The sequence below is a fragment of the Kitasatospora sp. NPDC001660 genome (assembly GCF_053596725.1).
This window is the reverse complement of the sequence record NZ_JBSFGU010000028.1, coordinates 46,638-59,916: the sequence shown is the minus strand read 5'-3', so window position 1 is coordinate 59,916 and position 13,279 is coordinate 46,638. Positions and strand designations below refer to the sequence as shown.

13 protein-coding genes and 1 tRNA gene are annotated in these 13,279 nt (G+C 69.9%); 6 read left to right on the top strand and 8 right to left on the bottom strand.

Translation table 11 applies throughout. From position 1 onward, the window contains the following. Positions 1-80: 80 nt before the first annotated feature. Both ACWCXH_RS26435 and ACWCXH_RS26430 read left to right on the top strand, forming a co-directional pair. Entirely contained in the window at positions 81-1,427 is a 1,347-nt protein-coding gene (locus tag ACWCXH_RS26435) for an MFS transporter (RefSeq protein WP_449803957.1), read from the top strand. Between the two features lie 136 nt (positions 1,428-1,563). Continuing rightward, positions 1,564-1,637, top strand: a tRNA-Pro gene (locus tag ACWCXH_RS26430). Between the two features lie 64 nt (positions 1,638-1,701). Here ACWCXH_RS26430 and ACWCXH_RS26425 read toward each other — a convergent pair. From ACWCXH_RS26425 to ACWCXH_RS26405, 5 genes are all read right to left on the bottom strand, one after another. Beyond that, on the bottom strand, positions 1,702-3,051 hold the full coding sequence (locus tag ACWCXH_RS26425) for a tyrosine-type recombinase/integrase (protein WP_449803956.1): 1,350 nt from the start codon (positions 3,049-3,051) through the stop codon (positions 1,702-1,704). A gap of 306 nt (positions 3,052-3,357) precedes the next feature. Beyond that, entirely contained in the window at positions 3,358-4,539 is a 1,182-nt protein-coding gene (locus ACWCXH_RS26420) for a low temperature requirement protein A (protein WP_449803955.1), read from the bottom strand. 414 nt (positions 4,540-4,953) lie between these two features. Beyond that, on the bottom strand, positions 4,954-5,382 hold the full coding sequence (locus ACWCXH_RS26415; RefSeq protein ID WP_449803954.1) for a hypothetical protein: 429 nt from the start codon (positions 5,380-5,382) through the stop codon (positions 4,954-4,956). Further along, positions 5,379-6,332 (bottom strand): metallophosphoesterase family protein, encoded by a 954-nt coding sequence (locus tag ACWCXH_RS26410; RefSeq protein WP_449803953.1) that lies wholly within the window; start codon positions 6,330-6,332, stop codon positions 5,379-5,381. The genes ACWCXH_RS26415 and ACWCXH_RS26410 overlap by 4 nt, the downstream gene beginning before the upstream one ends. Then, the gene (locus ACWCXH_RS26405; protein WP_427393492.1) at positions 6,329-6,577 is read right to left on the bottom strand and encodes a cupredoxin domain-containing protein; all 249 of its coding nucleotides are present in this window, start codon (positions 6,575-6,577) and stop codon (positions 6,329-6,331) included. The genes ACWCXH_RS26410 and ACWCXH_RS26405 overlap by 4 nt, the downstream gene beginning before the upstream one ends. Before the next feature lie 4 nt (positions 6,578-6,581). Here ACWCXH_RS26405 and ACWCXH_RS26400 point away from each other — a divergent pair, with 4 nt between their 5' ends. Next, the gene (locus ACWCXH_RS26400) at positions 6,582-6,749 is read left to right on the top strand and encodes a hypothetical protein (RefSeq protein ID WP_449803952.1); all 168 of its coding nucleotides are present in this window, start codon (positions 6,582-6,584) and stop codon (positions 6,747-6,749) included. A gap of 511 nt (positions 6,750-7,260) precedes the next feature. Here the strand turns inward: ACWCXH_RS26400 and ACWCXH_RS26395 are convergent. Both ACWCXH_RS26395 and ACWCXH_RS26390 read right to left on the bottom strand, forming a co-directional pair. After that, the gene (locus tag ACWCXH_RS26395; RefSeq protein ID WP_427393494.1) at positions 7,261-7,722 is read right to left on the bottom strand and encodes a hypothetical protein; all 462 of its coding nucleotides are present in this window, start codon (positions 7,720-7,722) and stop codon (positions 7,261-7,263) included. 101 nt (positions 7,723-7,823) lie between these two features. Next, positions 7,824-8,126 carry a cupredoxin domain-containing protein gene (locus tag ACWCXH_RS26390; protein ID WP_449803951.1) on the bottom strand — a complete coding sequence of 101 codons (303 nt, stop codon included), beginning with the start codon at positions 8,124-8,126 and terminating at the stop codon, positions 7,824-7,826. 723 nt (positions 8,127-8,849) lie between these two features. Between ACWCXH_RS26390 and ACWCXH_RS26385 the strand changes: the two genes are divergently transcribed. Further along, a complete protein-coding gene (locus ACWCXH_RS26385; protein ID WP_449803950.1) occupies positions 8,850-9,452 on the top strand; it encodes a sigma-70 family RNA polymerase sigma factor in 603 nt (200 codons plus the stop codon). Between the two features lie 25 nt (positions 9,453-9,477). Beyond that, on the top strand, positions 9,478-10,278 hold the full coding sequence (locus tag ACWCXH_RS26380; protein WP_427393496.1) for an anti-sigma factor family protein: 801 nt from the start codon (positions 9,478-9,480) through the stop codon (positions 10,276-10,278). Positions 10,279-10,531: 253 nt separating this feature from the next. Here the strand turns inward: ACWCXH_RS26380 and ACWCXH_RS26375 are convergent, their stop codons facing one another. After that, positions 10,532-11,035 carry an ATP-binding protein gene (locus ACWCXH_RS26375; RefSeq protein ID WP_387625590.1) on the bottom strand — a complete coding sequence of 168 codons (504 nt, stop codon included), beginning with the start codon at positions 11,033-11,035 and terminating at the stop codon, positions 10,532-10,534. Positions 11,036-11,941: 906 nt separating this feature from the next. Between ACWCXH_RS26375 and ACWCXH_RS26370 the strand changes: the two genes are divergently transcribed. Continuing rightward, entirely contained in the window at positions 11,942-13,225 is a 1,284-nt protein-coding gene (locus tag ACWCXH_RS26370) for a vanadium-dependent haloperoxidase (protein WP_449803949.1), read from the top strand. Positions 13,226-13,279 lie beyond the last annotated feature (54 nt).

Genomic DNA, 13,279 nt, shown 5'->3' with positions numbered 1-13,279 from the left:
GTAACCCTGACCTGGGGCGCGCTCGTTCGTGCGGGCCCCGGTGGGGAGCGCACGAACGGCAGGGCGGAGCATGGAGGGTTGTGCCGAACGACCATCATTCATCAACGCGCCCTTCAGAGGCTCCGCCGTCCGCCGATCCTGTCTCCTCGTCCGCCGATCCCGTCTCCTCATCCCGGGAGCCCGTAGCAGCCGGCCCGTGGTATCGGCGGGCCTTCGCCGATCTCAGCCCGCTGCGGGACCACGCCGACTACCGGCGGGTCTGGCTGGGTCAGGCCGTCTCCTCCATAGGCCAGCAGATGACGGCCGTCGCCGTGTCCGTCCAGGTCTACGAGCTGACCGGCTCCGCCTTCGCGACCGGCGTGGTCGGCCTCTTCTCGTTCGTCCCGCTCATCGCCTTCGGCCTCTACGGCGGCGTGATCGCCGACCGCGTCGACCGGCGCAAGCTCGGCCTGATCGGCGCCGCCGGCCTGGCCGTCGTCTCCGCCGTCCTCGCCGTCCAAGCCATGGCCGGCCTCGGCCAGGTCGCCGTCCTCTACGCCGCCGTCGCCGCCCAGGCCTGCTTCTTCGCCCTCAGCTCGCCCGCGCGCTCGGCGATGATCCCGCGCCTCGTCCCTTCCCACCAGCTCCCCGCGGCCAACGCCCTGAACACCGTCAGCATGAACCTCGGCCTCACCGTGGGCCCCATGCTCGGCGGCCTCCTCATCGGCGCCTACGGGGCCCAGGCGGCCTTCCTGGTCGACACCGTCGCCTTCACCGGCACCCTGTACGCGATGTGGCGCCTGCCCGCCATGCGTCCGCTCGACGCGGGCAAGGCCCGCGCCTCCGTCCTCGACGGGCTCCGCTTCCTGCGCGAGCAGCCCAACCTGCGCACCAGCTTCCTCGCCGACCTCGCCGCGATGATCTTCGGCCTGCCGCGTTCCCTCTTCCCCGCCATCGCGGTCACCTTCTACGGCGGTGACGCCCGCACCGTCGGCCTGCTGGTCTCCGCCCCCGCCGTCGGCGCCCTGGTCGGCGCCCTCTTCTCCGGCTGGGTCGCCCGCATCCACCGCCAGGGCGCCGCCGTCCTCACCGCCGTCGCCGCGTGGGGCCTCGCCATCGCCACCTTCGGCGTGCTCCACAACCTCTGGCTCGGCCTGTTCCTGCTCGCCCTCGCCGGCTGCGCCGACACCGTCAGCATGATCTTCCGCAACACGATGATGCAGGTCGCGGCCCCGGACGAGATGCGCGGACGCCTCCAGGGCATCTTCATGGTGGTCGTCGTCGGCGGCCCCCGCCTCGGCGACTTCGAGTCCGGTGCCGTCGCCGCCCTCACCAGCCCCGCCACCTCCGTGATCACTGGCGGCCTGGCCTGCGTCGCCGCCGTCCTCCTCCTCGCCGTCCGCCGCCCCGCCTTCCTCACCTACGACGCCCGCCACCCCACCCCCTGACCCACCCACCCGAAACCTGGCAGCGAGCACCCCTCCACGTGCTGTATTGTTTTCCACGTCGCCGGGACAACCGGAGACAAGGTCGAGAAGCCGACCGGCAGAGCCCCCCAGGCCCAGCCGCCCGGCACCGAGACCACGGGACGTGGCGCAGCTTGGTAGCGCACTTGACTGGGGGTCAAGGGGTCGCAGGTTCAAATCCTGTCGTCCCGACTTGCAAAACTGCAGGTCGTAGGCCGTTTCCGCTTCTGGCGGGAGCGGCCTTTTTGATGTTCGGTCAGCTGGTGGTCGCATGGTGGTCTCCGGGCCACATCGGCCACGCGGCTGACGGTTCTTTTGTTCCTGCGTGTTGGTGTGCGGGCAGTTGCCGGTGGGGGCGCGGTTCTTGGTGCCAGGGGCGCCGGGCTCGGCAGGTCGGTTCGCCCAGGATGGCGCGGTCGGCGGTGTTGAGGGTCCAGGCGATGGCGTCGACGGCTGCGCGGGCGGCGAGGTGGGTGAGGTCGGCGTAGATGTTCGCGGTGGTCGACAGGGTGCGGTGGCGCAGGGTCTTGGAAACCACGGATAGGGGCGTGCCGGCGGCCATAGCGAAGCTGGCGGCGAGGTGGCGCAGGTCGTGCAGGGCGATGCGACGGACGCCGGCCTTGTCGCAGAGCAGGTAGAAGCGATCGAGGGCGCTCTTGGGGTGGAGCGGGCGGCCGTGGCGGTGGAAGACGTAGCCGCCGGCGGGGGTGATCTGGCCGAAGGCGCGGGAGCCGGCTCGGTCGTCGAGGGCGTCGGCGGCGCGGTCGGACAGGGCGACCCAGGTTCGGCTGCCCTTGGTCTTCGGCGTGGTGAGCAGGAGTTGGTTGTTGTCGATGACGGAGAGGGTGGCGCGGACGAACAGGGTGCGCTCACGCAAGTGGACGTCGTCCCATTGCAGGGCGAGGGCTTCGCCTTTGCGCATGCCGGTGCCGATCATCAGTTCGGCGAGGTCGGCGAAGAGCGGGTCGGTGACGTGGGTGAAGCGCAGGAAGTGGGCGGCTTCCTCCTCGGTCCACAGGTGCCGCTCGGCGGGGGCGGGGCGTGAGATGAGTGGGGGCTTGGCGGGGTTGCGGGCGAGGCGTTCGCCAGTGACGGCGGAGCTGAGGGCACTGGAGAGGGTGGACATGATCCGGTGGACGGTGACCTTGCCGCGGTGGTGGCGCAGTTGGGTGGTGACGAAGGCGCTCAGGTGCTGGCGGGTGAGGTCGTCGAGGGGGATGGTGCCGAGGGCGGGGATCAGGTCCTGTTCGATGTAGGCGCGGTAGCGGGCGATGGTGGTGGGCTTGAGGTGGAGTTCCTTCTCGGCGAGCCAGGTGATGAGGTAGTCGGCGGTGGTCTGCCGCGGGTCGATGATGACGAAGGCGGGCAGGGACTGGTTGAAGCGCCGCAGCGCGATGCGGGCGTCGACCTCGGTGGGGAAGCCTGCTCGGCGGATTGTGCGGCGGTGGCCGTCGGTGGAGGGGACGTCGACGGCGAAGGCCCAGGTGCCGTGCTCGGGGTTGGCAGCGAGGTTCGGGCAGCGGGTGCCGAGCTGGCGACGCTGGTCGTCGCGGCAGCCACAACGCCGGTAGACCCGTCCTCGTTCAGGGGTGGGTGAGCTGCGCATGGTGATCGCCTCGAAGGGGTGCGCGGGTCGTTCTCCTTCCAGCCAGCGTGCCGCTGGCGACCATCATGCGACCACCAACCCTGGAAGGGGGCTTGTGGCCTGCGGATCTCCCTTGAGCAGGCGCCAAGGGGGAAACGTTGAGTGGTCTCGTCGATTCCGCGTGTGACTATTCTCGCTGGGTGGGCGCTGTCGGGTACCGGGTGCCTCAGATCAGCCGGTCGCGGTTGCGTGCGGCGGCTGCGCGGACGAGTTGGGCGAAGCGTCCGCGGCTGTGGTGCTGGTGCGCTTCGGCCTTCACCGGAACGCTCACCCCTCTCTCTCGGCAGTGGGTTCCTCTTCGTGGGACAGGTGGTATGCCACGGCGAGTCCCCACGGGACACCGAGGAGGAGGACGAGGGCGAGGCCAAGGACGAGTGGAGCCGGGCGTGCTGCGCCGACTCCTAGGCACACGATGGCAACGATGACGCAGATGCCGGCCAGTGGCCGGTAGAGCCTGCGCTCCTGCCGCCAGACGCGCAGCGAAGCCGCCAGCAGCATCGTCGCGCAGAGCGCCGTGGCCGCGCCCCCGCAGAGCACCCAGGCCGTTGCGGCGGGGGTCCGGCTGTCGTGGGCGTGTTCGACGAGGCTGACCATCGCGGCGCCCATCGCGGCCATCGCGGCCGTGAGCGGCAAGTGGACCAGCATCCACTGCACGGTGCTCGTGCGGGTGGGCCTTGGTGGCCGATGTCCGGCGAAGTCGAAGTACGTCCACCAGGCGCCGAAGCCGACGACGACGGCGACGAGTCCGACGGCGACGGTGAGCGCGGTGGTCGGCTCGTGGGCCAGTCCGTCGACGACGCCGGTCACGGTTTCGCCAAGCACGATGATGATGAGGAGGCCGAACCGTTCGGTGAGTGCATCGGTCACGGTGAGCGCGGTGGCCTGCACCGGGGTGGCCGTACCGATCAGGACCGCGAACCCTGTCAGGTAGGCGAGGGCCAGCAGAGCCCATGTCAGCACACGGATGCCCGCCGGCAGGGCGGCGCTCACGGCCGCGACGACCGCGCAGAGGGCCGTTCCGGTGACGAAAAGCATGCTGGGGCGGCGGAATTCGGGGCTGTCACCGCGTGCGGCGAACAGCCACAGCACCGCCAGTACCGCGAAGAGCACCCCCGCGTTCACGGCGAACGCGATTCCGCGCGCGCCGCCCGCCTCGGGGATGCACGCGCCCAGAGGCACGAGCACCAGGATCTGCAGCAGGAACATGCTCCGGCCGCGGGCATCCTCGTACCCGTGCAGTTCGTGGTGCAGGCTGCCGTTGAACCATGCGATCCACACCAGCGCGAAGACGGCGGCGAACTCACCCAGCCCGCTCCAGGTCAGGTGCCCGGCCAGGTGATGGGCGGCCTGGGCCACCAGCACGACGACCACCAGGTCGTAGAACAACTCGAGTGGACCGACCACCCGCTCGCGCGGCTGCTCGCCATGCGCGCGCGGCGGCCGCCACAACCGCCGGCGCAGCCTGGCCCACTGTGCGTGTCGCGAGGTCATGCCCGCAGCGTAGAGCCCCGGGACTGTCCGGGAGATCAAGTGTCCCGTTGAGGTGCCCGCGGCGTAGGGAGCGCATGGAAACGGACCGCGCCCTTGACGCGGCTGCGGCCTCCTTCTCACCAGCCGGTTGGCTGCCCGCACGCCGTCCCGCCGTGCACTTCGGGCTGAATAAGCGCCAGGCCCAGGAGCGCGGAGCCCATTTGGGCTCTCAGCAGTCTCGCGTCGCCGCGGTTCCTGAAGAGGCTGGTTTCGTAGTTGGCGGTTTGGGGGTGTGGACGCGGCCGAACCAGTAGAGGCCGGCCACACCAGCGCGGGCAGGAGAAGCCACAGGGCGTCGTGGTGCCGTCGGTGGTCGGCGGGGTGAGCGAGGCCCTACACGTGCTCGGCCGCCCCGGCCCTCGATTTCGCCGCAGCCTCGGATGCCTTCCAGGCCGCGAGGATCAGCAGGGTGAGCGTTTCGGCGATGAGGCTGAGCAGGGCCTGCGGGGTGGGTTGCAGGCCGTTTTCGGAGAATCCGAACAGTCCGGTGGTGCGGGAAGCGGTGAACCCGGCGAGCGTGCAGATGGCGATCGTTGTGGCGGCGATGCGCAGGAGCGGGGGTGCCGCCAGTAGGAGGAGTGCGGCCACTGCGAAGGAGGTGCTGGCCTGCAGGAGGAACAACGAGCCGATGATGTGGATGGAGCGGTATCCGTCGATGTAGAGCTGGGCGTGGATGTATCCGCTCGCCGCGAGCGTGGCGGCGAGCGCCAGGCGCAGGGCGAGGGCGGGCAGTCTTCGGGTGTTCGTGCTCCGGGTGTTCATGCGAGTTTCGTGTCCTTGATGGCCAGTGCGTGGTTGCCCTGCCAGTAGTTGACGGTGCGGATGCCGAGTGCGTCCTTGAGCTGTCCGGCGGGCAGTACCTGTGGGAGTGGGGCGGGGCCCTGGCCGGGTTTGGGGAACGGGTAGCAGGTGGGGCGGGCCGAGTGGAAGGTGATGTTGCCCTCGGTCTTGCTGAACAGCTGGTGGACGTGCCCGTTGAGGCACGTGACCGAGGAGAAGCGGCGGAACATCGACAGCAGCTGCACCGCGTCGTCGGTGCCCCAGCCCCACGTCGGATACATCGCGAACAACGGGATGTGACTGAAGATGACGATGGGGGTGTCCGAGGACAGGCCGGCGATGTCCTTGCGCACGAAGTCGATCTGGTCGTTGCCCAGGTGGCCGAGCTGCTCCAGGTGCAGCGTGTTGACCAGCGCGATGAAGTGCACACCGTGGGTGTCGAAGCTGTACCAGCCGTCGCCCAGGGTGTTCTGGCCGAAAGCCTGTCGGTAGGCGCGTGGTCCGTTGTCTCCGATCGAGTCGTGCTCGCCCGGCACGGTGAAGACCCGGTCCGTGTCCAGCTGCGACATCATCTGCTTGACCTGGTCGAACTCGTCGGGGGTGGACAGGTGCGTCAGGTCACCGCTGTGCATCACGAAGTCAGGCCTGTAGCCCAGGGAGTTGACCTGGTTGATCGCTGCGGCGAACGTCGCGGTGACGTCCATGTTGGCCGGGCCCTGGAAGCCGATGTGGCTGTCGGAGATCTGCACGAACCGCAGGTCGGCGCTGCTCGCTGGGGCTGCGCTCGTCGAACCGGGGATGTGACTGATCACCTCTCCCGCGACGACGGTCAGGACCACGGCGCCACCGAACCAGGCGGAGTGCCGCATGAGCTGGCGGCGGGTCATGTCGTGCTCGCCGCCGCCGTTGGAGTCGTGGCTGTCCTCGGTCACGGGGTCACCACCACGGTCGCGGTCATGAACGGGTGGATGGAGCAGAAGTACGGGTAGCTGCCGGGGGTGGTGAACGTGTAGCTGTAGGTGTCGTTGGTGGCCAGGGCCGCCGACTGCAGTGGCCCGCCCGATCCTTGCTTGCTGGTGACGGTGTGGGCGTCGGGGTCGGTGTTGGTCCAGGTCACCTTCGTGCCCACCTTGACCGTCAGGGTGGCCGGGTTGAACGCGAAGTTCTTGATCGTCACTGCGTTGGCGGCCGCTGGAGCGGACGCCTGGCTGCTGGCGGCCGAGGGCTGGCCGCTGGTGGCGGACGGCTGCCCGCTGGTAGGTGAGGTCGGGGGCGTGCTTGGTGGTGGGCTGGCCGTGACCGTACCGCTCGTTCCGGAGGCGCCGGGGAATCCCGCCAGGCTCGTCTGACCGGGTCCGGGACTCAGTGCGCCGGAGGGTTTGGATGACGATCCGCCGCACGCGCTGACCAGCCCCACTGCTCCGGCAACGGCGACGGCGACCAGGCACACCGTAGGCGACCGTCGGACCGGTGGAGCGGAGTTCGCATTCATGGCCATCGTTCCTTCTACGCGTCCCCAGCCGCACGGGCGGGTGTGATCCAGGACCAAGCCGGATACCGTCTTCTCGGGCAGACAGACGACCGCGTTGCACCCGCCGGGGGATCCTGGAGGGGTGCAACCCGATTGGTTACTGTATGTGAGCGGACAGTACATTCCGTGCACCGAACAGCGGAGTCTCGTTGTTTCACCCTGGCGGCGGGCAGTGGAACGCCTCGAGCCGTCACTGGGTGGGGCCAACAACACCGGCATAGCCAGGTGGTTGCGTGTCCGAGCGCGACTGTGGCAGGGACGGTGGCCGCGGCTGTGCGAAGTGCTCCAGTGACAGTGACAGCTCTCTCGTTGGCGCTCCTGGCAGGGCCTCAGCCTCGACGAGCGAGGGCCCTTTCGTTGGGATCTACGGGATGTTGGGGGCTACGAGGGCGACGGGCCCAGGCGATTGCCTGCCAGGCTGCGAGGATCAGCAGTGTGCCGCCCTCCAGCAGGAGGCTGAGCAGGGCTTCGGGGGCGGGCTGCAGGCCGCGTTCGGTGAAGCCGAACACGCCGATCGTGCGGGAGGCGGCGAACCCGGCGAGAGCACCGAGCGCGACGCCGGCAGCTGCGGCCCTGAGCAGCACCGGTGCCGTGAACAGCATCAGAGCGGCAACCGCGAAGGCGGCGATCGCCTGGAGCAGGAACAGGGCGCCGACGACGTGGATGAAGCGGTATCCGTCGAGGTAGAGCTGAGCGTGGAGGTAGCCGCTGCCGGCGAGCGTGCCGGCGACGGCCAGGCGTGTCGCGAAGGCCGGACGCATAGCGGAGCCGGGTCCCTTCCTGGCGTTCATGCGGATCACTCCTCCGAGTTGATGCCATGTCATGGCGTGTCCGCCGGCTGGATTGTCAAGGTCGGCGCCTGGCGCCCTGCCGCGCGCGTCCGGGCACTGGTTCATGGGGTCACCACCACGGTCGCGGTCATGAAGGGATGGATGGTGCAGAAGTAGGCATAGGTGCCGGGTTGGGTGAACGTGAATTGGTAGGTGGCGCCGGTCGTCAGCGACGCCGAGTTCAGGGGCCCGCCCGATCCTTGCTTGCTGGTCACGGTGTGGGGGTCGGTGTCCTTGTTGGTCCAGGTCACCGTCGTGCCCGCCTTGACCGTCAGGCGGGCTGGTGAGAACGCGAAGTTCTGGATCGTCACCGCGTTCCCGGTCGCCGGTGCCGTTGTGGCCGGAGGGCTTGCCGGCGTGCTCATGCCGGGCATTGCCGGGGCGCTCGGGGCGGAGCTTGGGGCACCGCCGGAACCGGTGGAGGAGGACTGCGGCGATCCGCCGCAGGCGCTGAGCAGCACCAGAGTGCCCGCAGTGGCAACGGCCAGGCCGGCCGCCACCAGGGGCCGTCGGAGTGATGGAAGGGACTTCGGGTGCATGGCGTGTTGCTCTCTACTGATCAGCCCGCGATGGGGGCGGGCGGGGGTCGGTCGTCCGGTCGGTGTTCCGCGCCGAGACCCGGCGTCGAGGACGTACACGGCTTCCGGGTCAACGCTGCCACCGTGCTGCCGTGCGCGGCCGGCCCGGAGGTGGGGGTGCCGGTAAGCCGGGTAGGTGGCGTGGCGGAGCACGGCGAACGGGGACGTGCGCCGGTAGCTGGAGGCGGGTGACGCCGACCGTGACGGTCCAGTCGCCGTGCGTGATGGCGGGCGCGCCGGGCGGGACACGGGCGGAAATCCGCTGCGCTCGCGGAGCGCGTCGTGGAGCCGCAGCACCTGGTCGCGTCGCGTCGCCGGCCGCGCGGTGGGGGAGGCCCCGAGGGGCGGCGGAACCATCTGGGTCATCTCGGCTCACTCCTTGTGGGACGGGGGGAGGGGCCCGGGGATCGGTGCTCGTCAGGTTCCACGGGTGCCGGGCGTCGTGCGGTTCGGTGTGTAGGCACCTTTTGCGAGATTTCAGTGATTTGAGGCATATGCGATGATCGACTTATGCCGTGGAGTCTTCGGAAACGCGGTCCAGGGAGTGAGCCGGATCGCTCCGGGGACCGTGTCTCTGGTGCGGGGACCATTTCCCGCGCGGACGAGGAACTGCTCCGCACGCTGTACGCGGAGCACGCCGGGCCGCTGCTTCACTTCGTCCTGCGACTGACCTCAGGAGACTGGCAATGGGCCGAGGATGTCGTGCAGGAGACACTGCTGCGGGCCTGGCAGCACCCGGCGGCGTTCGACCCCGAGCGCGGACCGGCCCGGGCGTGGCTGTGCACGGTCGCCCGGAACCTGGTCATCGACGCCCGCCGGGCCCGCCGGGCCAGACCGACCGAGGTCGATGGAGAGGCGCTGGGACGGGTCGCGGCGCAGACGCCCGGAGAAGACGAGATCGAGCAAGCACTGCAGAGCTGGGCGGTGACCGAGGCCATCCGGACCCTCTCCCCGGAACACCGGGCCGTGCTGCTGGAGACGTACTACAGGGGCCGGACGATGGTCGAGGCCGCGCAGGTGCTCGGCATTCCGGTGGGCACCGTGAAGTCGCGCACGTACTACGCCTTGAAGGCGCTGCGGCTGGCGCTGCAGGAACGGGGTATCGAGCCGTGACAGCGGAGTGGAGGAGGTGCGGGCCATGAACGGCGACCGTGACGCCGTCCGGTTCTCCCTGGGCGGATACGTGCTGGGAACGCTGTCCCCGGCGGAGACGGAGCAGGTCCGCGCCCACCTCGCGGAATGCGCCGAGTGTCAGGCCGAGCATGCCGAACTGGCGGGAATGCCCGCGCTACTCGCGAAGGTCAGCGAGGCCGAGGCCGCAGGCGAGGCAGCGCCCGCGCCCGGCGAGGAGCTGGCCGACCGATTGGTACAGCGGGCCGCCGCACGCGCGCGAGCGCAGCCAGAGCCGCAGCCTGCGGCCGCTGCCGGGCCGGGCGTACCGCAGCAAACCGAGCGAAGCCGGCTCGACCGGCTGCTCCAGCAGGCAGCGTCCCGACGCCGTAACGCCGTGCGGAGGCAACTGGTAGCGGTCGCAGCCGCCACGACGCTCATCGCCGCGGCAGCGTCGGGCGGTACGTGGCTGGCTGCCGTCGTGTCCACGAGCAGCCAGGTCGCGCAGCCCGCACCGACGTCACCGGCCCCGGTCCATACTTTCTCCGGAACCGACCCCACCACCGGCGTGTCCGCCACGGTCGAGGTCTCGCCCGCGGCCTGGGGCACCGCCCTGCAGGTCTCGGCGAAGGGAGCACCCCCCGGGATCACATGCAGCCTGCAAGCGGTCGGGATCACGGGCACCGCGGCGACCGCCGCCACCTGGCAGGCCGGCGAGTACCCGCGTGGCGCCAAGATCTCCGGGACCGTACCCATGTCCCCAGGAACGATCAGTCACTTCGACATCTACGCCGGCAACGGCCAGAAGCTGCTCACCATCCCGGCGTGACGCCCCGGCCAGGTCGGGCGCCTCATGGCCGGCAGCCCTCCAAAGCCGGCACGGGCCGGCCGGACAGGCGGGGCACAGGTCACGCCGCGTGGCACGACGTTCACCGCGGGACGGGGGAAGCGGGTTCGGGCGACGGCGGTCATCCCCGCCCCCCATCGCCGACCGCGCCGGAGACCGAAGGCCATGCCATGCTCATCGCGGTCGCCAGGTGAGCGACGCGCTCACCTGGCGACCAAAGCCTCACCGGGTGCGGTCACGCTGACCACTGAAGGCAGGCGTGGACTTCGCGACCCTCCGGAGCTTGGCGGACCTCGGTCGATTGTGAGAGGAACTCGACGATGCCGTTGCCACGACCGTGTTCGTCAGGGGCGATGTGATGGCTGGGGCGGCCTACGTCAGCTCCGGAGTCGACGACCACGATGTGCAGCACGTGGTGGTCGAGGACCAGCTGCAGCGTCATGCACTCGTGGCCGTACCGGGCGGCATTGGCGGCGAGTTCGTCGACGATGAGAACGGCGGAGTCCCGCTCGTCCTGGGGAATGCTCCAGCTTTCCAGCAGCTCCGCCGTGAAGTGACGGGCGGCGGAGACGAGTGCTTCCTGCGCCGGCAAGGTGAGCAGCGCCTGGCGGCGGCAGCAACCTCGCGCAGGCAGCACACCCGTGATGGATGCGAACCGGGGACGCTGCGGGCTTCGGCGCGTGGCGTGGAGCCGAGCGTTGCGGCGGCGGCGGGAGTTCGTGGGGAGTAGCTGGGTCATCTCAGCTCACTCCTTGCGGATGGGACGGGGGATGGGGAGGAGATCTCGTGAATACCAGCGCTTGTCTACTTTCACGTGCGACAGGCGCCATGTGGTTCGGCCCGTTCGTGTCTCCAGAGTTCGCCAGTTGGTGGGCACACTGCGCTCAGCGGAGCCGTGACCTGCGGCGACCTCAAGGGTCGATGTGTGCCCACGAGGCGTCCGGGCAGTTCGGGAGATGGCGCGGGGCGATCACGCTGGTGGCAGCGGTGCGCCTCAGGCCGTGAAGGCCGATCTCGGGCAGGTGGAGCTCGTCTCGGCGCTGCGCCTGCGGACCTGGTCGAGCGAGTTGCTGTCGGAGCACCCGGGTCTCTGCGTTCCCGGCCGCTCATCGCATATGCCACAAATCAATGAAATCTCGCAAAAGGTGCTTACGGGCCGAACCGCACGGACCCCGGAACCGTGGAATCTGACGAGCACCCGATCCCCGGGATCCCCTCCTTCCCTCCATCCGGCAAGGAGTGAGCCGAGATGACCGAGATGGTTCCGCCGCCCCTCAGGGCCTTCCCCGCCGCGCGGCCGATCCCGCCCGCGTCCAGCTACCGGCGCACGTCCCGTTCACCGGGCTCCGCTACGCCACCGACCCGTTGTTCAGCCGACACCCCACGTCCGGCCCACCCGCGTACGGCAGTACGACGTCCGCGCTGACCCGGAAGCTGTGCACGTCTTCAAGGCCGGGGCCCGGCACGGAAAACACCAACCGAATGACCGACCCCCACCCGGCCCGCCTCGCGGGCTGATCAGTAGAGAGCACACACCCATGTACCTGGACTCCCTGGTCCGCAGCGGCCCACGTGATGCACCCGAGTGGTCCGAGCGTTGCCGCCTGTTGCCGCGACCCGCCACCAGCGAGAAGGAGCCACCGAAATGAGTGGAAAGCAGAAGACACTCGCCGTCCTGATCGGAACGGTGCTGGCAGCCGGACTCACCAGCCCGGCTTTCGGGGCCACCGCCGCCGTCGCCCAGTCGCCGACCACGAGCACCGCCGCTGCGGGGTCCGGCAGGTCGGTCGTGGCGTGGAACCGCGAGCTCATCGGCATCCTGAGCGATCCCAAGGCCCAACCGGCCACCGTCCAGCCCACGCGTAGCTTCGCGCTGCTCCAGGCCGCCGAGTACGACGCGGTGGCCTCGATCACCCACGCGGACCCCGTGTACGCGTTCTCGGTGCCGGCACCTCAGGGTGCACGTGCGGACGTCGCGGCGGACCAGGCAGCTCACGATGTGCTGGCCGCCCTGTACCCCACCAAGCGCGCAAGCGTGGACCAGCAGCTGAGCGGCCAGTTGTCCGCGATCGCCAACAGCGCCGGCAAGCAGGCAGGCATCGGCGTGGGAGCAGCGGTCGCGCGCCAGCTGATCAGCCTGCGGTCCACTGACGGGTCCTCAACCAAGCCGCCGCAGTTCACTCCCGGCAGCCTGCCCGGCGACTACCGGCCCACGCCGCCCGCCTTCCCCATGCCGGTGTTCAGCGACTGGGGTGCGGTCAAGCCGTTCGTGCTGACCAGCGGGAGCCAGTTCCGCCCGGCAGCGCCGCCGGCCGTGAGCAGCGCCGCGTACGCGAGTGCCCTGAACGAGGTCAAGGGCCTGGGCAGCAAGACCAGTACCACCCGCACGCACGATCAGACCGCGGCCGCGAAGTTCTGGGCGGCGGCGTCCGTCTGGAACGTGTGGAACCAGGTCGCGCAGGGCCTCGTCACCTCCCAAAACGCAAGCCTGCAGCAGGCGGTGAAGGTCTTCGCCCGGCTCGACCTGTCGCTCGCCGACACCGCGATCGCGATGTACGACGCCAAGTACGCCTACCACGTGTGGCGGCCGGTGACCGCGATCCGGCTCGGCGACACGCACTACAACCGGGGCATCGTCGGCGATCCCAGCTGGACCCCGCTGCTGCCGACCGCCCCGGATCCGTCATACCCCGGCGCTCACGGCGCGCTCAGCCAAGCTGCGGCGACGACGCTCGCCGGGTTCTACGGCACGCACCACCAGATCACGGTGACGTCGAAAGGTGTCACGCGGACCTTCGCCGGCTTCCAGGACGCCGCCACCGAAGCGTGGCTCAGCCGGATCTGGTCCGGCCAGCACACCGCCATCGACAACCAGGCCGGTCAGCAACTCGGCACGCAGGTGGCCGATTTCGTGGCGCACCACCTCTGACCGCCCGCACCTGCGCGGCGTCAGGGCGCCGCGACCAGGAGCCGGTTGTACCCG